At 57.9% G+C, this 21599-nt stretch carries 18 protein-coding genes; 13 read left to right on the forward strand and 5 right to left on the reverse strand.

The features are described from left to right. The first annotated feature begins 157 nt into the window (after positions 1-157). From yajC to VGM18_00720, 8 genes are all read left to right on the forward strand, one after another. Positions 158-484, forward strand: a complete 327-nt coding sequence (yajC, locus tag VGM18_00685; GenBank protein HEY3971484.1) for a preprotein translocase subunit YajC — start codon at positions 158-160, stop codon at positions 482-484. Positions 485-547: 63 nt separating this feature from the next. Then, on the forward strand, positions 548-2173 hold the full coding sequence (secD, locus tag VGM18_00690) for a protein translocase subunit SecD (protein ID HEY3971485.1): 1626 nt from the start codon (positions 548-550) through the stop codon (positions 2171-2173). 144 nt (positions 2174-2317) lie between these two features. After that, positions 2318-3502, forward strand: a complete 1185-nt coding sequence (secF, locus tag VGM18_00695; GenBank protein HEY3971486.1) for a protein translocase subunit SecF — start codon at positions 2318-2320, stop codon at positions 3500-3502. 182 nt (positions 3503-3684) lie between these two features. Continuing rightward, positions 3685-4422 carry a TonB family protein gene (locus VGM18_00700; GenBank protein HEY3971487.1) on the forward strand — a complete coding sequence of 246 codons (738 nt, stop codon included), beginning with the start codon at positions 3685-3687 and terminating at the stop codon, positions 4420-4422. 356 nt (positions 4423-4778) lie between these two features. Further along, positions 4779-5543, forward strand: a complete 765-nt coding sequence (locus VGM18_00705; GenBank protein ID HEY3971488.1) for a MotA/TolQ/ExbB proton channel family protein — start codon at positions 4779-4781, stop codon at positions 5541-5543. A 162-nt stretch (positions 5544-5705) separates the two neighbouring features. Continuing rightward, positions 5706-6167: a biopolymer transporter ExbD gene (locus tag VGM18_00710; protein ID HEY3971489.1), complete on the forward strand. Its 462-nt coding sequence runs from the start codon at positions 5706-5708 to the stop codon at positions 6165-6167. A 34-nt stretch (positions 6168-6201) separates the two neighbouring features. Next, positions 6202-6642, forward strand: coding sequence for a biopolymer transporter ExbD (locus tag VGM18_00715; protein HEY3971490.1), 441 nt, complete (start codon positions 6202-6204; stop codon positions 6640-6642). A gap of 222 nt (positions 6643-6864) precedes the next feature. Further along, entirely contained in the window at positions 6865-7707 is an 843-nt protein-coding gene (locus VGM18_00720; protein ID HEY3971491.1) for a hypothetical protein, read from the forward strand. Between the two features lie 71 nt (positions 7708-7778). On the opposite strand, the gene VGM18_00725 is transcribed toward VGM18_00720, so the two are convergent. Beyond that, positions 7779-9320 carry a hypothetical protein gene (locus VGM18_00725; protein HEY3971492.1) on the reverse strand — a complete coding sequence of 514 codons (1542 nt, stop codon included), beginning with the start codon at positions 9318-9320 and terminating at the stop codon, positions 7779-7781. Positions 9321-9504: 184 nt separating this feature from the next. On the opposite strand from VGM18_00725, the gene VGM18_00730 reads away from it, so the two are divergent. The 3 genes from VGM18_00730 to VGM18_00740 all read left to right on the forward strand — a co-directional run bounded on the left by VGM18_00730 (position 9505) and on the right by VGM18_00740 (position 12627). After that, positions 9505-10353, forward strand: a complete 849-nt coding sequence (locus VGM18_00730; GenBank protein ID HEY3971493.1) for a glycosyltransferase family 2 protein — start codon at positions 9505-9507, stop codon at positions 10351-10353. A 173-nt stretch (positions 10354-10526) separates the two neighbouring features. Then, entirely contained in the window at positions 10527-12080 is a 1554-nt protein-coding gene (gene accC, locus VGM18_00735) for an acetyl-CoA carboxylase biotin carboxylase subunit (protein ID HEY3971494.1), read from the forward strand. Then, positions 12034-12627 carry an acetyl-CoA carboxylase biotin carboxyl carrier protein subunit gene (locus VGM18_00740; GenBank protein HEY3971495.1) on the forward strand — a complete coding sequence of 198 codons (594 nt, stop codon included), beginning with the start codon at positions 12034-12036 and terminating at the stop codon, positions 12625-12627. The genes accC and VGM18_00740 overlap by 47 nt, the downstream gene beginning before the upstream one ends. Before the next feature lie 37 nt (positions 12628-12664). Here VGM18_00740 and VGM18_00745 read toward each other — a convergent pair whose 3' ends face one another. The 4 genes from VGM18_00745 to lptD form a co-directional block, all read right to left on the reverse strand. Next, positions 12665-13741: a SurA N-terminal domain-containing protein gene (locus VGM18_00745; GenBank protein ID HEY3971496.1), complete on the reverse strand. Its 1077-nt coding sequence runs from the start codon at positions 13739-13741 to the stop codon at positions 12665-12667. Between the two features lie 86 nt (positions 13742-13827). Beyond that, positions 13828-14769: a thioredoxin domain-containing protein gene (locus VGM18_00750; protein HEY3971497.1), complete on the reverse strand. Its 942-nt coding sequence runs from the start codon at positions 14767-14769 to the stop codon at positions 13828-13830. Between the two features lie 66 nt (positions 14770-14835). Continuing rightward, positions 14836-15681 (reverse strand): ATP-dependent sacrificial sulfur transferase LarE, encoded by an 846-nt coding sequence (larE, locus tag VGM18_00755; protein ID HEY3971498.1) that lies wholly within the window; start codon positions 15679-15681, stop codon positions 14836-14838. A gap of 57 nt (positions 15682-15738) precedes the next feature. After that, positions 15739-18234, reverse strand: coding sequence for an LPS assembly protein LptD (gene lptD, locus VGM18_00760; protein ID HEY3971499.1), 2496 nt, complete (start codon positions 18232-18234; stop codon positions 15739-15741). A 356-nt stretch (positions 18235-18590) separates the two neighbouring features. Between lptD and VGM18_00765 the strand changes: the two genes are divergently transcribed. Together VGM18_00765 and VGM18_00770 are read left to right on the forward strand one after the other, a co-directional pair. Continuing rightward, positions 18591-19742, forward strand: a complete 1152-nt coding sequence (locus VGM18_00765) for an RDD family protein (GenBank protein HEY3971500.1) — start codon at positions 18591-18593, stop codon at positions 19740-19742. A gap of 85 nt (positions 19743-19827) precedes the next feature. Further along, positions 19828-21579, forward strand: a complete 1752-nt coding sequence (locus tag VGM18_00770; protein HEY3971501.1) for a DUF885 domain-containing protein — start codon at positions 19828-19830, stop codon at positions 21577-21579. Positions 21580-21599: the final 20 nt, after the last annotated feature.

Genomic DNA, 21599 nt, shown 5'->3' on the forward strand with positions numbered 1-21599 from the left:
GTCAGGGAAACGACCTCTAGAAAGATCTCCCCGGATTCAAGCCTGAAAGCTGAAGGAACCCGGCCGAAGTCGATCTAAACCCCGTGGTGAAATCACAGCTCCCGCGGCGCTAAAAAGGCGCGGGCGGTTTTTTGCGGATACGCGCGTTTAGACCTCTATGCAATTTTTGCTGGCAATGCAGCTCGGCGGTGGTGGCGGTATGGGATGGCTGGGGATGGCGCCGCTCATCTTCATTTTTGCCATCTTCTATTTTCTTTTGATTTTGCCGCAGCAGCGCCGCCAGAAAAAATGGCAGGCCATGCTCGATCAGCTCAAAACCGGGGATAAAGTCACGACCACCGGTGGGCTGCGGGGCACGATCATGGCGCTCAAGGACGATGCGATCCATTTGCGCGTTCCGCCGAACAATATCGTCGTGGAAGTCACCAAGGCGTCGGTGCAGGTAGTGACGACGCCTGAGGAAGACGTCAAAACCAGCAAATAGAAGACCAGCGTATACATATAGAAGACCGTAATAGAAGCGGATAAATTTTGGGTTGTTCTCATCATGAATAAGAATCTTCTCTACAAGCTCGCATTCATCGTCGGCACGATGCTCTTTTTCCTGTTCGGAATTTTCGGGATTCCGAAAAGTCTCTCGGGCCAGGGGCTGCTCACGGCGCTGACCGACCACATTCATCTCGGCCTCGATCTGAAGGGTGGGACGCACCTGATTTTGCAGGTTCAGGTCAATGAAGCGGTGAATGTGGTAGCGCAGAATGCCATCGAGACTCTCAAAGATCAGATGCGCAAGCAGAAGATCGACTACACCGACATTACTCAGCCCGACCCGCAGAACAATCCCGACCACATTGTGATCAAAGGGGTGCAGCCGCAATCGCGCACGGACCTGATGAACATTGTGCGCGATCGGCTGCCGGAGTATGACATTACGGGCGGTGCGGACAACATCTGGAACCTGGCGATGCGGCCTTCCAATCTTGTCGACCTGAAAAATAAGGCGGTCTCGCAGGCGATTGACACCATCCGCAACCGCATTGACGCCCTCGGCGTGAGCGAGCCGACAATTCAAGAACACGGTCTGGGCGACTACCAGATTCTGGTCCAACTGCCGGGCGTAGACGATCCCGGGCGCGTGAAGGACATCATGCAGTCGACCGCCATGCTTGAGATCAAGCAGATGATTGATGGGCCTTATCCCAGTCAAGAGGCGGCTCTACAGGCGAAGGGCGGAATCGTACCGGCAGATTCGATGTTAATGAGCGGACAGTGCGCCAGCGGCAGCACGGAGCCGACGTGGTGTTTCGTCTCGCGGATTTCGGCAGTCAGCGGCAAGGATCTGCGCAGCGCGGACCAATCGACCGACCAGAATGGGCAGCCCAGCGTGAGTTTCTCACTGACCGGTGAAGGCGGACAGCGATTCTACAGTTTCACCTCTGCCCACGTCGGCGACAATCTGGCGGTGGTGCTCGACAATAAAGTGATGGAAGTCGCCAGCATTAAAGAGCCGATCCGCGATCAGGGCTCGATCAGCGGCGGCCGCATGACGGAGCAGCAGGCCAAGGATCTCTCCATGGTCCTGCGTTCGGGCGCGCTGCCGGCGAGCATCAAGTACCTGGAAGAGCGCACAGTCGGGCCATCGCTCGGCGCGGACTCGATTCGTTCGGGCGTGCGGGCGGCGGTTGTCGGCATGGTGGCGGTATTGATCTTCATGCTGATCTACTACCGCGGGGCCGGCATTAATGCCGACCTGGCGCTGATCTTTAACCTCATCATTTTATTGGGGTTTCTGGGATGGTCGACGATGGCGGGAGTCAATGTTGCTCTGACTTTGCCGGGAATCGCGGGAGTGATTCTGACGGTCGGCATGGGCGTGGACTCCAATGTACTGATTTTTGAGCGCATTCGAGAAGAGTTGCGCAATGGCAAAACGCCGCCCTCGGCGGTGGATCAAGGGTTCAGTCACGCCTGGATCACCATCGTGGATACGCACGTCACGACCATCGTTTCGGCCGCAATTTTATTCATCTTTGGTACGGGCCCGGTAAAAGGCTTTGCCACTACGCTCACCTTCGGCTTGCTGGCGAACCTGTTTACGGCGGTGTTTGTGTCGCGCACCATCTTCGACTGGGTCTTGAGCCGGAAGCAGCGCGGGGAAGCGTTGAGCATTTAGAAGAATCGGGTAATTGGGAAATTGAGTAATTTGACAATTGAAAATCAAGGCATCCACACAAAGGTTTTAATTGCACAATTACTCAATTCCCCAATTGCTCAATTCAATTTTACGTCATAGATAGATAAGGGGTTAGATAAACCTGTGGAGTTCTTTCGCAATACCAACATCGATTTCCTGGGCAAGAAGTGGTATTTTCTCGCATTCTCCCTGATCTTTAGCGTCGCGGGCTTGTTTTCCATGCTGTTCTGGCATCACATTCCGTGGGGCGTAGACTTCCGTGGAGGAACGCTGGTGTATGTGAAGTTTTCGCATACGCCTGACTTGAACGCGATCCGCGCAGCTTTGGATCGGGCTGGCCTGCATGACCCGAAGATTCAGCCTTACGACCGGCCTCAGAATAACGAGGTCTTGATCGATCTCGCCGTACGCGAAACCAACGAGCAGGCGCTCGATCAGGGCAAGGCGAAGATCATCCAGGCGCTAGAGACTAAAGCTCCGGCGGGCAAGGTCGATTTCAACAACGCCAGTTTCCTGACCATCAAGAACTATCTGCTGGATAAAGACCCGCTGCATCTTGGCTCCGACGCGGATCAGAAATACTCCGCCCAGGCCCAGGCTGCGGTCGATTATCGCGACAAAGTGCAGGGTGGAGTTTTGAATTCGCTCGACCAATTGCAGAGTGCCGCCGGCGTTGACCCAAAGGTGGCGGCTGCGCTGGCGGATGGCTTCTATGTGTCCGATTTTGGGGTTCGCAACGTGGAAATCGTCGGTCCCCAGGTTGGCGGGCAGTTGCGCAAACAGGCCGGATTGGCCACTCTTTATTCTCTTCTCGGGATGCTGGTTTACCTCGGCTTCCGGTTTGAGTGGATTTACGGGGTTGCGGCCGTGGTGACCGTATTTCACGACACTCTCATTACGGTAGGGTTCTTTTCCCTGACGAATACCGACATTTCCCTGACCGTGATCGCGGCCATTCTCACCCTGATTGGTTACTCTAATAACGACACGATCGTGGTATTTGACCGCATCCGGGAAAACATTAAACTCATGCGGCGGGAGAAACTGTCGGAGATCGTAAATCGGAGCATTAATCAAACTCTGAGCAGAACGATCTTGACAGCGGGCCTTACCTTCCTTACTGTTCTTGCTCTCTTTTTGTTCGGGGGCGAGGTGCTCCGTGGGTTCAGTCTCGCTCTGGTGATTGGCATTCTGATCGGAACGTATTCTTCGATTGCGATTGCCGCCCCGATTCTGGTCGCCTACCAGGATTGGCGGATTGAGAAAGGCAAACGTCCGGCCACGGCCTTGGCGGGCAAGGCTAGGTAAGTTACCTGATGGCATGGTCGCAACAATTGCGTTAGGCCTTGTTATGTATGGACTTAAACGGAGTTGTTCGAGGCGTCTCAGGGCGCTGAGATCGACCGCCGGACGGGCAAAGAAACTGGGAGCAAAGGGGAGATGGCCGGTGTCTAAATGTCCGTAGGGGTATGAAGTAAGGGGGAAATACCATGTTTGAAGACAGCCTTATCGAATCGGGCGGTAAGCTTAAAACGAAGCGGGGATGGACATCGTTGGTTTCGTTCATCCTTCAGTTGATGATCATCGGCGTGATGGTTCTGATCCCGCTGATTTTCACGGAAGCCTTACCCAAAGGCACATCGATGTTCATGCTGGTGGCCCCCCCACCGCCGCCACCACCGCCGCCACCGCCAGCCGCTGCGGTCGTCCATGTGAGGCAGGTTCAGACCGATATCGTGAACGGCGAACTGCGCACGCCTACCAAGATTCCACAAAAAATAAAGATGATCCAGGAAGACGAAGCTCCGCCGCAAATGGCAACGACTGGCGTCGTGGGCGGCGTTCCGGGCGGCGTCCCGGGTGGATCGATGGGCGGCGTGATCGGCAGCGTGCTTAGCTCGGTACCAGTCGCAGCCCCGAAGATGGCCGCTCCAACACGTGTGCGCGTTTCGTCCGGCGTTTCGACGGGCTTACTGGTCCGCAAGGTCCCGCCGACGTACCCTCCGCTCGCCCGCCAGGCCCGCATTCAGGGTGTTGTGGTGCTTCAGGCGCAGATCAGCAAAGAGGGCAACATCGAAAACCTGCAGTTGATCAGCGGGCATCCAATGCTGGCTCCGGCCGCGATCGAGGCGGTGAAGCAGTGGAAGTACAAACCATATCTGCTGAATGGTGAGCCGGTCGAAGTCGACACGCAGGTGCAGGTAAACTTTACCCTCGCCGGGGGCTAGACTCCGAGCGCGACACGGTTCGCTATGTGGTCGTAGCAGCGTGCAAGTATGCATGACCCTCCCCTTCCCACCTTAATTCCCGGTGGCCGGGAGGGGCTTTTCAAAGCCTGAGCATGGCTGCCATACCCGTAAGATCCTTGCGCGGGTATTGCTGGCCGGTCTTGCTTGTGCGGCAAAGCTTGTGCGGCTGAACGTGCGTAGCGTAAGATGTGCGGCGCGAGCCGCGTACTCCGTCGCCAAACTCAATTCCTTAGGCGGCGATAGTTACCGCAGAGCGCATCATAAGTAATTCGAATTGGCGGTGGAGTCCGGTGTCTAAGTAACAGTACAGAGTTCCGAGGAGGGAAAAGCAACTCATGTTCGCAACTCACGTAGCAGGAGCAATTCTCAGCAACGTTCACGTCGCAGCCACCTGGGTCGTCCAGGAAGGCGGCGGCGCCATGGCGACCGATCCCTTGGGCCTGTGGAAGGCAATGGGATGGGTGGCGAGAACCGTAGTGATCATACTTTTCATCATGTCGGGGTGGTCGATCGGCGTGATGATCGACCGCTGGATGGCCTATAGCGCGGCCCGCAAACAGTCGCGCGCTTTCGCTCCGGCTGTGGCAGGCGCTCTGCGTGACGGCCGCATCGACGAAGCCATCAAGGTTGCCGAGCGCAACAAGAAGAGCCATCTGGCCAAGGTTGTCACCGCCGGCCTGATGGAATTCAAGGCTCACCAGGATTCGCCGGGGGCAATCCCGGGCGAAACCATCGAAGCCTCGAAGCGCGCTCTGGAACGCACCGAAGCCATCGTCCACGCCGAACTGAAGCGCGGATTGGGCGGCCTCGCCACCATCGGTTCGACTGCTCCCTTCGTGGGACTGTTCGGAACGGTGATGGGCATTCTGAATGCCTTCATCGGCATCAACAACTCGAAAGCCACCGGCTTGGCCGCTGTCGCCGGCGGTATTGCCGAGGCATTGGTTACGACGGCCATCGGGCTCCTCGTCGCCATCCCTGCCGTCATGATGTTCAACTATCTAACTGGTCGCGTGGAAGCATTCGATGTGGAGATGGACAATTCCTCCTCCGAACTGATCGACTACTTCCTGAAGAAGCGCGGCGACGTACGACGGTAAATCCCCACTTCTCGCGCCAAGGACACGCGAGAAATGGGGCACCCGCAATTGAGTTGCTTGTCCGGCGCTGGACTGGTTCCGGCGCCGGGCCTTCCCAACTTGAGGCGGAATGCTTTTCAGCCGCGGTGGCTGGAAGTCACGGCGGCGGAGTCCAGGAGAGTTATGGCACTTGCAAAACGGAACGAGGGAGCCAAGGTAAGCTCCGACATCAACGTCACGCCGATGGTGGACGTGATGCTGGTTCTACTGATCATCTTTATGGTGGTCACGCCCATGTTGCAGAAGGGCGTGAGCGTGGATATGGCTAAAGTGGACAATCCGATTCCGATGGAAGATGCGGATAAGGAAGACGCGCTTTTGGTTTCCATTACGCGTGACGGCAAGGTGTATTTCGGCACGGAGCAGATTACGACCGACAACTTGACCACCAAAGTAAAGGACCGCCTCGCAAGCAAGCAAAATAAAACGGTGTACGTGAAAGCTGACATGCGGACGCGCTACGGCGGCGTGGTGCAGGTCGTAGACAGCGTGCGTGCGGCCGGAGTCGATGATCTCGGCTTGCTGACCGAACAGAGAAAAACCGGGACCACACCCCCGCCACCTCCGGCTACGCCCGGGCAATAGGTACCCGGGCAATAGGTAAAAGAGGAGAACGACTATGGGAATGGCAGTTGGCCCGAGCGGAGGCCAAAGCGCAAACATTAACGTCACGCCGCTCATTGACGTACTGCTGGTTCTGCTGATCATCTTTATGGTGATCTCGCCGGTAACCCCCAAGGGTCTGGACGCGCTGGTTCCGCAGCCGCCTCCGCCCAACGCGCCGAAGAATGTCAACCCCGACCGAACCATCGTCGTGCAGTTGATCGACCGTGGCGCCGGCCAGGAGCCGGGCGTAAAGATCAACAACGAAGATGCGACCTGGGACAACCTTCAAGGACGGCTGACCGACATTTACAAACAACGCGCGGAAAAGGTGATGTTCGTGAAGGGGGATGACGCCATCGCTTTTTCAAACGTCGCCAATGTGATCGATATTGCGCACGCCGCAGGTGTGGACAAGGTCGGTCTAATCACCGCGAAGATCGAAGCGGGCAGCTGAGTCTCCGTCCGGCAGGCGTGGAGCAGCATTTTGTAGTCGGCCCACCGCACAGAAGCGTCGCTGCTTGCGTGCGGTTGTGGGCCGTGGCTCGTCGCGCCCGTGCCGTCTCTCGGTCAAACTGAGTCGGTCAACCATGTCCGTCAACCGCGCCGATTTAAACTGCGCTTGTCAAATCGATGTCTCTGGGCCTAGGATGCTCTGTCGAGGGAGACTTACACGGCGATGAATAAGAACGTAAAGCTGATTACGCTGGCGGCTGTAGCGCTGGCGCTCTTCTCCTCTGTAGGATGCAACAAGCTGCGGGCCCGCGACCAATTGAACAAGGGCGTGGAATCTTTCAAGAACAACCATTTCGAGCAGGCCATCGACCACTTCCAGCAGGCCGTGCAATATGATCCGACCCTGATTAACGCTCGAATGTATCTGGCCACGGCTTTTGTTTCGCAATACATCCCGCAGGTCGACTCGCCGGACAATCTGCGCACGGCCCAGCAAGCTATCGACGAGTTCCAAAAAGTGTTGGACATGAACGCGAGCCGAGATCAAAGAGTTAACGCCGCCAAGGGCATCGCGTCGCTTTACTACAACATGAAAAAGTTCGACGAGGCCAAGAAATACAACCGCATGGTCTCTGAGTTGGACCCGAACGATCCCGATCCTTATTACTCAATTGGAGTCATCGACTGGGCGATGTGCTACCAGCCGCGCATGGAAGCGCGCGCGAACCTGGGCATGAAGCCGGAAGAGAGCCTGAATCCGAAGAACAAAGATCAGAAGAAGGTCTGCGAGGAGTTGAAGGCAAAGAACGGGCCTGCCATTTCGGAGGGAATCGACAATCTCAACAAGGCAATCCAGCTTCGTCCCGACTACGATGACGCTATGGCTTACCTGAACCTGATGTATCGCGAAAAGGCCGACGTGGAATGCGACGATCTGGCCGCGCGCGCCGAAGACCTGAAAACGGCGGACCATTGGGTGGACGAAACTCTGAAGAAAAAGAAAGAAAAAGCCGACAAGGCAGCGCAACAGGCTGGCGGTGGAATTACGGTGGATCAGCCGAAATAAATCTACTTTATTGCGTCACAAGGCCTCTGGCGATCGGTGCGCTGGAGGCTTTTTCATTGGTTGGCAGAGAGCTATGGCTTCGAGTAAAGCATCACTTCGACTCGCTTGAACTGCCAGTGCACCATTTTGGGGTACGATTCGGGCAGGGTGCTCGTCAGCATCACAGTGGTCGCATCGGGCTTGCCAGTGGCGCCGTTGTGCATCAGCACAATCCAAGTCCGAGGATGGACAGGCGATGCCGTGCGCACCAGGGCGGCGGTCGGCTTACCGGTGAAGTCGCGGTAATCGAGACCTGCGCCGTGGGACGGAAACAAAATCTCGGGGCCTAGTTGGCGCCTGAAGCTCGGGCTTGCCGTATCCTCACCCGCTCGCAGCGAGCGGTAAAACTCGTAGGGAATACGAGATGCGGCGATGTGGAAGATAATAGCGTCTCCGGTTTGCGTGTGGTCGAGAATGAAATCAGTCGCGGCCCCGGCAGCGTCACGCTCATCGTCGAAGTCATGGCCATAGACGTAAAAGATCCCTTGCCCGCAGAGGAGCAGTATTGCGGCCAGCACAATCGTGAGCAGCCACAATCGTCTGAGGCGCGCCAAGCCCGCCGCGACTAGGATCAGAAGGGAAGGTAGACAAAAGATCATGTAGCGGTCCAGAAATACCGGGCGAGCGAGCGAGAGCAGCGCGGTGAGCGCTACTGGAAAGAACAGCCAGAGCATAAGAAAGCGGCTGCGCCATACCTGGGCAGACAAGGGCTCGGCAGATGGCTCGGGAGATCGCCGTGGCCGAGGGTCGCGGGACCACAGATTCTTTCCGAGTGGCGACACCGCGGCGAGGCAAGCTAGCGCGAAGATTGCGGCGAGCGGCCAGCGCGTGCTCCCCGACAAGCGCTCGTAAAACCGAAGCAGATCACCCGGGCCAGGCCGTTGAATCCAACGTATGGGGCCGGCCCCGGTTTTGACCACAAAGATCAGAAGTGGGAGCACGGCCACGCCAATCGTGATCCACGCGCGCCGCAATTGTGCCGGCAACTGAGCCCTAGATTGATCGGTGCCTGTGGGATCTGCGCCCAGCCAGCGCAAAGCCAGCCAATGCGTGATCAACAACAGCAGAGCATAAAAGTGAGCGTAGACGGCCAGGATGCTGACGATGACGTAGACCATCCGGTTGCGGCCCGATGGATTGCGGAGAAAAGCAACTAGGAAACCGGAGGATAGCGTCGCCAGCAGCAGGAACAAAGCGTAGCTGCGTGCTTCCTGAGAGTAGCGAACGCTATAGGCATTGAAGGCGAAGAGCGTGGCGGCGATTAGAGCAATCCGCCGGGCTTTTGGGCGGCAGGCATAGAGTTGACGCGCCAGCCAATAGATTGCCGGCAGCGTGGCCGCAGATGTCACCACCGAAAGGCTGCGAATGAAGAACTCGCTTTGTCCCGATGGCGCGCGCACAGTGAGCCAGATCCGCAGCAAAAGGTAATACAGCGACATGTTGGCTTCGCGCCACCACAGCAGGTGCAGGAAGTTGCCCCAACTCAGTCGAGCGACTTCGACACTAAAACATTCATCAAACCAGAAGGGCTTTTGCGCGAGAAACAGAAACCGTGCGACGGCCCCCACGGCCATTAGCAAAAGAAGGAGGAGCCAATGAGATGGTTCAGCAGAGTCGGAAGTGGGGGGTGAAGCGTTGGCGTTTCGATTCAGCGCGGCCTTAGGTGAGTGCATGCGGAAACTGGAGCAGGCTCGATCCAGATGATACTATGCTAGAAAATCCCAGATTTTGCGCGTATTTTCGACTGAGGACGACCCTGTGACTGTCTTGGCAACTGCTTCTTGGCAAAATCGATCGGCGGCCGACGATCTGACGAACGATTCGCACAAGAATCTGAAGCCCGATCGCTGGAGGCGATGCGTCTCGGTAATTGTGCCGGTTTATAACGAGGCGGCGCATATTGACGAACTGTTGCTTGCCATCCAGTCTTCGCCGGTGAGGAAGGAAATTATTGTCGTCGATGATGGCTCGACCGATGGGACGCGCGCGAAACTGCAAGCCCTGCCTCTAGGGGAGGATTTAACCGTCGTTTTCCATGAAAAGAATTGCGGCAAGGGGGCAGCGATTCGCACCGCGCTCGCCTACGCGCGCGGGGAGTACGTGCTCATCCAGGACTCCGATTTAGAGTACGATCCGCAGGATTATCCGGCATTGCTGCGTCCGCTCGAAGAAGGCCGAGCCAATGTTGTCTACGGCGTGCGTCCGGACCGGCCGGAGCGGGGCTTGCGTTTTTTTCTTGGCGCCAAACTTCTGACGCAACTTGCCAATCTTCTTTACGGCGCAGGTATTCATGACGAGGCGACATGCTATAAAGCCTTTCGCCGTTCACTGCTGGCGCGTTTGCAATTGGAATGTCGCCGCTTTGAGTTCTGCCCCGAAGTGACCGCCAAGCTGTGCCGGATGGGCGAGAAGATCGACGAAGTTCCCATCCAATACCATCCGCGTTCGGCGGTCGAAGGCAAGAAAATTCGCCACTCCGATGGATGGCTGGCGATCTGGACGCTCATCCGCTACCGCTTCATCCCCCGGGGGCGCTGGCTGCGCTCTGGTCAGGAGAAGACATCGGCGCCATTTGCGGTGAGTTTTTCACGGCTGCCGCCGGAGTAGGCACTGCTGCGGCCGACCCCTCAAAATTGTCATCCCGACCGGAGCATTCCATTCCGATCGGGAATGGAGCGTGGAGTGGAGGGACCTGCTTTTCGTTGGCGGCTGCGTCCGACTTTCCCCACAACCCGTCAAGAAGGACGTCAACTCCTGTAAAATCTTGAGTTCTCCGAAACGTGCTGCAAGTCAAGAAAATGTTCAAGAAGATTCTCATCGCCAACCGCGGAGAGATTGCGGTACGCGTGATCCGCGCCTGCCACGAGATGGGAATCGCCGCAGTTGCCGTCTACTCGGACGTGGACCGAGGCGCCCTGCACGTTCGCAAAGCCGATGAAGCGTATCCGATCGGTCCTGCGGCGGCAGCCGAGTCGTATCTCAACATCCAGAAAATCCTCGACGTCGCCGCACGATCCGAAGCAGACGCCATCCATCCCGGCTACGGCTTTCTTTCCGAGAATGCGAAATTCGCCAGAGCCTGCGTGGAGGCGGGCGTGAAGTTCGTTGGCCCGACTGCCGCTGCCATGGATGCGATGGGGTCGAAGACCCGCGCCCGGCAGGCTATGGAGCGCGTGGGCGTTCCCACCGTACCCGGCGCTTCTCACGGCCTGGAATCGTTGGAACAGGCTGAAGAAGTGGCGGCGCGCATCGGCTATCCGGTGATGCTGAAAGCCGCGGCGGGCGGCGGCGGCAAAGGAATGCGCCTGGTGCTTGCGCCGCAGGATCTGAAGTCCGCGCTCGAGAGCGCGCGCAGCGAAGCGGAGCGTTCGTTTGGCGACAGCGAAGTTTACATCGAGAAGGCGATCGTCGATCCGCGGCATATTGAAATGCAAATCCTGGCCGACGAGCACGGCAACACGGTGTATCTCGGCGAGCGCGAGTGTTCGTTGCAGCGGCGGCATCAGAAAGTGCTCGAGGAAGCGCCCTCGCCTATCGTCGACCCCGAGATGCGAAAACAGATGGGTGAGGTCGCGGTTCGCGTGGCCCAGGCTGCGGGATACACGAATGCCGGAACAGTGGAGTTCCTGGTCGACCACCAGAAAAAGTTTTATTTTCTGGAGATGAACACTCGACTCCAGGTGGAACATCCTGTGACAGAGTTAGTCACCGGGTTCGACCTGGTGCATTTGCAAATTCGCATCGCTGCTGGAGAGACCCTGCCATTCACACAGAATGATGTGGCGATTCGCGGCCACGCCATCGAATGCCGCATTTATGCGGAGGATCCGGACAACAACTATTTCCCCAGTCCGGGCAAAATCACGCTGCTGTTGTCGCCGTCGGGGCCCGGCATTCGACGCGACAGCGGCATGTATGAAGGCTGGACTGTGCCGATGGATTACGATCCCCTGCTGGCCAAGTTGATCGGCTATGGCACGGATCGCGAGCAAGCCATTGCGCGACTGACGCGCGCTCTCAACGAATACTTCGTCGGCGGGATCAAAACGAATATCTCCCTGTTCCGGCGCATTCTGAGCGATGCGGACTTTCGCGCCGCCAAAATCGATACCGGATTTCTTGACCGTCTTCCGAGCCAGAAGCAACATGAAGCCCATACGGATGGGGATGCCAAGGCGACCGAAGTGCCGGCAATTGCTGCGGGAATATTTTCCGTTCTGGACCCGAGTGGCGCTGGAGTGACTGAACGAACCGCGGGCTTCTCCTCCTCCAACACCAAGCCGACGGATGACTCCAGATGGAAGCGCGCAGCTCGCCGCGAAGCGCTGCGATGAAATTCGTATCGCATATTTGCAGCCGACCGAAAGCAACGGCCAACAGGTTTTCATGATTTACGACATCACGATCGACGGCAAGCGGCACCGGCTCGATCTCAGCCGGAGCGACGGCGGCTGGGCTTGCCGTGTCGATGGGCGCGAGGTGGAAGTCGACGCCATTCTGGTGAGGCCGGACGTGCTTTCCCTTCGGGTCGGCAACCGAGCCTACGAAGTGAAGTGCGAACGCGTCGCAGGCGAAATGCAGCTTTGGGTGGGCAGCGCACGCTTTGCGGTGGAAGTGCGCGATCCGCGGTCGTTGCGCGGACGAATTCGTGCCCTTGACGATCACGGGCCGCGGAAACTCACGGCGCCCATGCCGGGCAAGATTGTTCGCCTGCTCGTGAGTCCAGGGACGACAGTTGAGGCGGGCGCCGGCGTGCTGGTAGTTGAGGCGATGAAGATGCAGAATGAAATCAAATCGCCGAAGAAGGGGACGATTCAGAAGATTCTCGTCAGTGAAGGCGCCGCCGTGAATGCCGGCGATGTGCTGGCGATCGTTGAATAATAGGACGAATCGAGCGGCGCAACCGACGGCTTAATTCTTATCTCTCCATCCCGTTGCTGTCGAGCACCTTCTTGGCGTAAAAATTCTCGACCTTGGCAGTATCGCGCAAGACCTCATAATATGCGGCTTTGAGCAATTGCTCGCGGCGATCGTGAAGTTGCGAGCGAATCGCTTGCTGCACTCGCGGATCGGACAATTCGCGTTGTCCGGCGGGTTCCTTAGCCACCAGCTTGATGATGCGAAAGCCAAAGAGCTGCCGGCTCGCGGGATTGACCACGGTCACCACCGGGCTGTACTGACCGGGCTTGAGTTTCATGACTGCGTCGCGCGTGGCTGGATCCGTGCCCTTCAGGCCAGATTCTTGCGTCGTGCCTAAATCGCCGCCGTTGCCGGATGTTTCCGGGTCTTCGGAATACTTCATTGCCAGAGTGGCGAAGTCGTCGCCGCTGTCGAGACGGTTGACGATCATCTGAATTTTCTTGCGGGCCTCAGTCTCGTTTTGCGCCTTGTCATTCTGATTGTGGGCCTGCGGATTGGGAGCGGTCGTCACCATAATCTGCGCTAAATGATAGGTCGGCTCGATCAGGTTGAACTCGCCTTTATGCGCCGTGTAGTAGTCGGTGATGTCCTGATCGGTTACGTTGATCTTCGAGGACACTTCTTTATTCATCACTTTTTCCAGAGTGATGGAGCGGCGGATGTCGCGCTTGAAATCGGGAAGACTGATCTTTTTTTCCTGCAACCGCTTTGCGAATTCCTCTTCCGAAGCCGGAGACTTAATCTCATTGTATTTACGATCGACTTCTTCATCGGTGGCGAGCAGGCCGAGTTTCTCCGCACGGCGCATGACGATTTCATCTTCGATGAGCTGATGCAGAATATTCAAACGCAACGCGGTCGCTTGCTCGCCCGTGGGCGGTTGCTGGGCGGCGGCGACCTGGTTGTCATAGTAACTGTCGACGTCGGACTTCATGATTTTTCGGCCATCCACGGTGGCCATCACATCGCCGCCGGTCTTTGTGTTGCACCCAGTAGCGCATCCGAGCACAGCGGCCAGCAGTGCGACGGCGAAGACCGCTGAAGCGGGCTGCCGAAAAAACGCGTTTCTTTTCAAGAGTGTTTCTCCCGTCCAGACTGCGAACACGAAAACTCAGATCGAGAAGGCGGCTGTACGCCACTCATCGCCAAAAAGTTCGTCCACTACCGGGATGCCGGAGCCGATGGAAGATGTTGCGGCGCGGGCTCGCCGGCGTCTTTCAGAGCCGCATCTAATGCGGCGCGGACCTCGGCGATGGGAACGGCGCCATCAAGCTTTTGGCCATTGATGAATAAGGCTGGGGTTCCATTTACGCCCAGACTGTCGGCCTCTTTCATCGACGCCCGCACCGCATCTTCATTTTGCGCCTTGACGCAGGACTGCAGCCTGGTCTCATCCAGCGTGTGCTTCTGCCCCTGAAGCAAGGTAATTTTATCGATCGCTTCGAACCGCGCCCCGGAAGTCTTCTCCGTGTCCACTTCACGTTTATTGGCGTGGATGTAGTCGGCGAAGTCCCAATAGGCGTCGCCGTTTTGCGCTGCCAGGCAATTCGCGTCAACGGCTGCGTGCAATGCCCAGGGATGAATCTCGGTCAGCGGATCGTCTTTATAGATGAATGTAACGCGGTCGCCATACTCCTTGAACACCTCAGGAAACAGCGTCTGGTGCATGCGTGAGCAGAAGGGACACTCGAAGTCGTCAAAATTAACGACCACAACCTTGGCCCCCTTGGCCCCCCGAGTGGGCCGCCCGCTGACGTCGATCTTGCCCATCAGTTCGGCGAACGCATCCTTGGTCAGGTCGAACTTGGTCAGGCGCAACAGAGTATTGCGATCCTTTGACAGCAGAAACTTGTAATCCTTCTGCTTGCCCTCACCGCCGTCAATGTTTACAGACACCGCATCGTATCCGGGAACGTCCGGGCTGGGACTCATGGTCCCGACCGTTACTTTGACCTCCGGCGGCAGGGTGTAGTAAGCGCGCACCTGGTGCTCGATTTTGCGAGCCACGTCGGGAGGCGCGGACTGGGCCACGCAGCCCAGGCAAATGAGAAGAAGAACGATCAGGGAACGCCGGATTAAAGTCACTAGAAACCGCCTCAGCATCACGATTATCTTTTGGATGGACTCGATTATCTCACAGCGGATGCAGGTTGGCCGCCCAGCGCGCTTCTACCCGGTGCGGCGAAGATGCTCGAGAGGAAGCAGACTGTTCATGGACCCGGAGCGAAAGCCCTCCAGATCGAGGGTGACGAACTTGAATCCGAGAGCTTTGAAGATGGCGGCGAACTGCGCTGCCATGGCTGGATTCAGAGCGCGCTCAAGTTCCTCTCGGGAAATCTCGATGCGGACAATGTCGCCATGATGGCGCACGCGGAACTGCCGAAAGCCCAGCGCACGAATCGCCTCTTCGCCGCGCTCGACCACGTCGAGGGTCTCGCGCGTCACCGGGCGCCCATATTCGATCCGCGAGGACAGGCAGGCCGATGCCGGCTTGTCCCAAATTCGCAGACCCGCCTGGCGCGCAAGTTCGCGAATCTCCTGCTTGGTGAGCTTGGCCTGCAATAGTGGTGCGGCAATGTGGTGCTCCCGGGCAGCCTGCTGCCCGGGCCGGAAGTCGCCCTGATCGTCCAGGTTCACGCCGTACGCGATCGCGTCGAAACCACGGGCCGCGCGGAGATTTTCCATCACGGCGAAGAGTTCGTCTTTGCAATGAAAGCAGCGCTGGCCATCGTTGCGGGCATATTGGGGACGGTCAAGCTCGAATGTCGAAATGACTTCGATCGGAATTCCCTGTTCGTGGGCAAAGGCAATGGCGTCGGCAAACTGGGTGCGCGCCAGGCTGGGCGAATCGGCAATGACGGCGAGCATCTCCGTCCCCAGAACATGGTGCGCGACCCACGCGAGATAGGCGGAATCGACACCGCCGGAATAGGCGACGAGCACCCGGCCCAGTTGGCGGAGCTTCGCCTGAAGCTGCGCGTGCTTCGCGCCAATGCTGGCTTCCGAGGAATCCATGGGAATAATGGTACCAGCGATGGCGGGCGATTGCAGGCGAGGGCTCGCGGTGAGCTTCTAGTACAGCCGCTCTTGCTTCCTGAGATTTCCGAACGATCCGATGTTGGCCAGGCTGAAGGTAAAGCGGAACAGATTCTCGTTGCGCACGTTCGCGATGGCGTAGCGGCGATATTCCACTGTCACGCCGCAGCAATTCCAGTTGTAGGTGGTTTGCGCGGTGGCAAATTGCAACTGCCCGGTGTCGGCATCAATGCCGAAGCTGGTGGCGGCGCTGAATCCGCGCCGGACCAGACTCCCATATCCCAACGCCACTCGGAACTGTTGGAAGGTGCAGGTGGGTTGTACCGTGTTCGCGGAGCTGCAATTTCCTTCGTTCTGCGTTGGCTGAGTATTGGATTGTGGAATCTGGAGGAACGCATCGCCCCCGCCTACCGTGAAAGGACCGAGGTTGTAGTTCACGAGCAGAGTGCTGGCATTGATCCGGCCCAGTTGAAAGTCATAGTCGAGGTCCCACTCAGTGTCGGTGTGGCTGCTGGTGGCGGCCCGCAGGCGCGATACCACGGGAGAAAGATGCCGTGGTTCGGTCGCGAATGCGATGCCGGTCAACTCTTCTGTCGCGGTAAAGACGTTGCGCTGCCCTGCGACCAGCGCTCCGCCAAAGTTAGGATCGAGAAAGTACTTTTGGGCTAGTTCCCAGGTGGCGATCTCCTTGACCTCCGGGCCGGGAGCGCAAGGCTGAGAGTCTAGATTGCTGATGCGCTGCCAGGGAACGATCTGTTCCGGCGCCGCGGAACCGACGGCGATACCCGTCATCGGCCTCGCGCAATCCGGAGCATGCGGCCCGGTTCGCTTCGCGTAAAGGCGCGTCACGAATCCATACTCGACTTCATTTGTATTGCTGAGGATGTCGCGTTCGTCGAAGTGCAGCACATTCGCGAAATCGTTTACTCCCGCCACTCGGCGGTACACGGCGCGCGGTTCGATGACATGCTTCCATTTCCGTCCCAGAAATTCGCGGTCGAATATTTTTTCCACGGCGGGCGGGCGAACTTCCACTGACGCGTCCACTGCCTGCCGGTTCGTGGGATTGTTGACCGCAACGCCACTGACAAAGCGCTCGGAATAATAGGATTCGTGCAGCGCCAACGCCGGCCGCAGGGACCATCCTTGGAACTGCAAGGGTAGAGAAATTTCGGGACTGAAGTCGAACCGACCCAGCAGACTGCTGGTATGAAAGCCGGGCTCGCTGCGCGAAAGCCCGGCTAAGGAGGCGTCGAACGACCAGAGGAAGGGCGAATGCCCCAGCGGTCGGTCGACGCTGGATGCATCTGCGCTGGGGGTGTGCAGGATGCGAACGTCATCAAAGACGGGCGGATTCGAAAGAGTGCCGTCAGGGTTCGTGGTCTGAAAAAAATTCTGATAGCGCTCGACCATGCCGCCGAAGGAAAAACCGTTGATTGTCTTTGACAGAAAAAGCTGCGACTTAACTTCTGAGTTTATGGCCTGAGTAAAAATTTCGTTAAAGGCCAGGCGAAACAAAAAAGAACTCAGATAGTCGATATTAGAAACCGCGCGGAAGCCGTAGAAATTGCCTTCCGCGGTAAGGCGGGCCTCCTGTCCGCCTTCGCGCAAGGGGGGCAGCCCCGCGCCTTCGCTGATGCCGCGATCGATGACTCCGAAGAAGTTGAGATCCACATAGGAGGTGTCGCTGGGGCGCACGCGAAACTCGCCGCGTTGCGACCATCCTCGCTTGGAGAAATATTCCGCGCCCACAGTGGCGTCCATGCTGCGATTAATGTCCCAATAGAACGAGTCGCCGATCTCGTTGCCGTTGGTCGAGGAACGTCCGCCGGTGGGCACCAGAAATCCTGTCTGCCGCGTTTCCCGATCTACGGGGTGCGTCGCATAGGGGAAATAGAGAATTGGAAATCCGTGCAGCCAGAACGTACTGTGATAAATCTGCGCGTTGCCGCCGACATCGACGACGATGCGATGGGCATTGAACTGCCAGTTGGGATGCGGAAGTTCGCAGGTCGTTATGGTGCCATCGTAGACGAGGTAGTGATCGGGGCTGGTTTTTTCCACGACTTTGCCGCTGAAAGCGAAAGGAGCGGTCGACGTCAGCACCGCGTGGCCGCCACTGAAGCGCAGGCCGGTGGTTGCGTTTACGTTATAAAATCGACCCGTCTCGGCGGTCAAATTGTAATTTCCATGGCTGGCTTTGATATGGTCGTCGTTCGGACCACCGTCGAGCGTGAAGTGGCCGGTAGCCGTGGCCTCGCCTGTGTCGGAATTGTAAGTGACCTCGTCGGCGCGCAGGATGTAAGTGCGATAGTGAATTTCGGCGCTGCCCCGCAATTGGTAAATGTCGCCTTCCTTTTCTTGCTCGTCGGCGCAGATGGTAGCCGAGTCGGAATCCTGGGTTGCGGCCTGGCGGGCGCAGGGCGAAAGGCTGGAATTTCCTGACGGCAACTGGCTGGTTACTAGCGCAGGGGCGGGAAGCTGATGACAAAAAAACAGCGCCGTGATAAGGAATCTAATGCGAAGCGTCATCGCAGGAAAAGCAACCGGAGAAGATCGTCCATTGGACCGTACATTCTGACGGCTATCGGACTGACGGCTATCAGATGAAGACTACCAGCTCTTGCGGCTATTTTGCCCGGGCATCGTGACCTTAGCACGCTGCCAGCCGCAGGCAAAGTGGCGAAAGAGGCTAGGATTCCTGTTGGTTGCGTTCCGGTTGTACGGCCAGGCTTTTGAGTTACGATTTCACGAATCGCAATTGACCAACACGATTGAATGGGAGCGATCTGCCGAGTGACATTCGCGGGCGCCATAATGGAAGACTGGATTTCATGAATTGTTCGCTGTGTGGAGAAGTTTGCCGCTGCCCTTTGGAGTCACTTCCCTTGGCATCGTTGCCGAGCGGTCCCGAGTCCGAGTCTGGCCTCGGGTTGCAGGCGGGGGCCGACCTCTACCCCACGAATCCGGCAACTGAGGAAACGAATGCTACCGCGGATCGGTTCCCCGAATCTGCTTCGCCCGAGGCCACTGAGAAAGAAGATGTGGACGCCTGGCGTGACGAACTGTCCGCCCGCCTCAACCGCTACCGCGCGCGCCGTAAAGTGCGTCCGCCGCGTTACCCTTCGCTGCGGTTGCCGTTTGAGGGGCCGGCCTTGCCGACCGCGGCCAGCGCGCTCAGCGCTTCGTCGCAACGCCGGGAGTTCGAGCCTGTCTCCGACCATGCCCTCGCACTCGATGGGATGAGGTCCGTGCCATCGGTCACCGCGAAGCCAAAAGCGGCGGCGGATGTCGAAACCCAATTCTTGACTGCTCAGGCGCATGGCGAGCAGGCTTCCCTTCCCCGCTCCTCTGCGGCGCCGGGCGCAGCGGTTCATGGAGGCGCGAAGATTATCGAGTTTCCCGGACTTGCCTGGGGACGACATTCGTGGGGACCGCCTGCGCTTCCCTCGGATCAATTGGCCGAACCGGTCAGCGAGCGTCCGCGAATCCTTGATGTCCCCGAGATCGCTCCTCCGCCTCCTGCTCTGGGCGGGATTACCATCGACGCCGTCGAGCCCCCTGAGGCCGAAAGGCGGCCCGGCATCGACATTCCGTTACAGAGTGCGGCGCTCAGCTTACGCTTCCTGGCCGCTTTGGTTGACGGAACGATCATCGCGATGGCCGCCGCACTCTTCGGCTTCATCTTCTGGAAGGTCACGGCGGTTCGACCGCCATTGTTTCAGATTCTCGGGCTCGCTGGCGGAGTGGTCTGCGTATTCTGGGCGGCCTACCAGTATCTGCTGATTGTTTATGCGGGCAATACTCCCGGGTTGCGCGTCGCTGGCCTTGAACTCACTCGCTTCGATGGCACCGCCACCGGCCGCTCGCTGCGCCGCTGGCGGATGCTGGCATCGTATCTTTCGGCGGCTTCACTGGGTATGGGCTATGCCTGGCTTTTTCTCGACGAAGATTCCCTGTGCTGGCACGACCGCATCACCCATACTTACCTGGCGCCGAAGAAGGGTTCGACAGCAGCGTCAGGGCCGTCCTTCGATTGAGATTCGCGGGCCGAACTCCGCTCGGCCCGAGGGCGGCTGTTCCCACATTCGCTCCGGTTCGCTCCTCTGGTACGCTAGGTGTCCTATGCCCGCATACCTCGCAGTCCTGCTCCTCATTGCCTCCGCTGCATCTGGCTTTGCCCAGGGACACAAGCCGGTCGCCGATCGCATTGCCGCCCAGAACGCACTCTTCGACGAGCAGTACGAGTCGGACATGCGCAATTTTCCCGAGCGCGCCACCGCCTTTGGCGATTACCGGTATAACGATCTATTGGCGGACTACTCTCTGTCGGCCATCGCGCGTCGTCATGATCTCGACGAAGATTTCCTGAAGCGGCTGGAGGCGATTTCCACTGCGGACTTCTCCGACCAGGATCAACTCTCACATGATCTGCTGATCCGCGTGCTTAGCCAGCGCATCGCCGACTACCAACTCAAAGAGTACGAAATGCCCATCACTACGCAATCGGGCCTGCATACCAGTCTCGCCGATCTGCCCTTGTCGATGCCGCTCGACTCGGTGAAGCATTATGAGGATTACATTGCACGCCTGCACCAGATTCCGCGGGCGTTGAGTCAGCACATGGAAGTGCTCCGTGCGGGCATGCAAGACAAGCTCATGCCCGTGCGCTTCATTGCGGAGATGGTTCCGGGACAATGCGAGGGCATCATCGCTTCTGATCCATTTCTGCAACCGACGACGAAATTTCCGGCCAGCATTTCCGAAGACGATCAGAAGCGCCTCACCGATGCCATCTCCACCGCCATAAACAATGAAGTCTTACCGGCGTACAAAAAGTATGCAGAATTCGTTCGAACCGAATACGCGCCCCAGGGCCGCACCGCACTCTCGATCACCTCTTTGCCCGACGGCCAGAAACGCTACGAGAACGACATCTACGCGCGCACTACGACACACATGACGCCCGATGAAATTCACCAGCTGGGTCTGCGCGAGATCGACCGCATCGAGGCTGAGATGACGGCGATCGCCAAGAAGGAGGGTTTCGCCGACCTCGCAGCTTTCCGCGCCTCACTCAAAACGAATCCCAAATATATTCCGACTTCCGCCGAACAGATTCTCGACGATTTCCGGCATTACATCGCGCAGATGGAGCCGAAGCTGCCGGAGCTCTTCACGTTGCTTCCCAAGTCGCCGGTCACGGTGGAAGCGATTCCTGCGTTCAATGCGGCCGCGATGACCCACTACATGACTGGAACGCCCGACGGCAAGCGGCCGGGACGGGTCGTAGTCGCGACCTCGAAGTTTTCCGAGCGTTCCTTAATCGACGATGAAGCGATCGCTTATCACGAAGGCGTTCCCGGCCATCACATGCAGCTTTCCGTGCAGCAGCAACTTGAAGGCTTGCCGAAGTTCCGGCTGCACGGTCTGAGCTTTAATGCCTATATCGAAGGTTGGGCTCTTTACGCCGAGCAATTGGGCAAAGAGGTTGGCTTCTATCAGGATCCTGCCTCGGATTATGGGCGGCTCTCATCCGAGCTATTTCGGGCTGTTCGTCTGGTCGTTGATACCGGCATTCACGCCAAGGGCTGGAGCCGCGATCAAGTGGTGGACTTTTTCCGCAAGTCTGGCGCGGTCGATGAGCCTACGCTACAAGCCGAAACCGACCGCTACATCTCCTGGCCCGCGCAGGCGCTCAGTTATAAGCTTGGACAACTAAAATTCCGCGAACTGCGCGGACGCGCCCAAAAAGAGTTGGGGCCGAAGTTCGATCTGCGGAAGTTTCACGACGAAATGCTCGACGGAGGCACGCTGCCCCTGGACATGCTCGAAGCGCGTACCGACAAATGGATCGCTCAGCAAAAGGCGAAGTAATCCTAATGAACTGAACCAGA

The sequence above is a fragment of the Candidatus Sulfotelmatobacter sp. genome (assembly GCA_036500765.1).
Lineage (GTDB): Bacteria > Acidobacteriota > Terriglobia > Terriglobales > Acidobacteriaceae > Sulfotelmatobacter.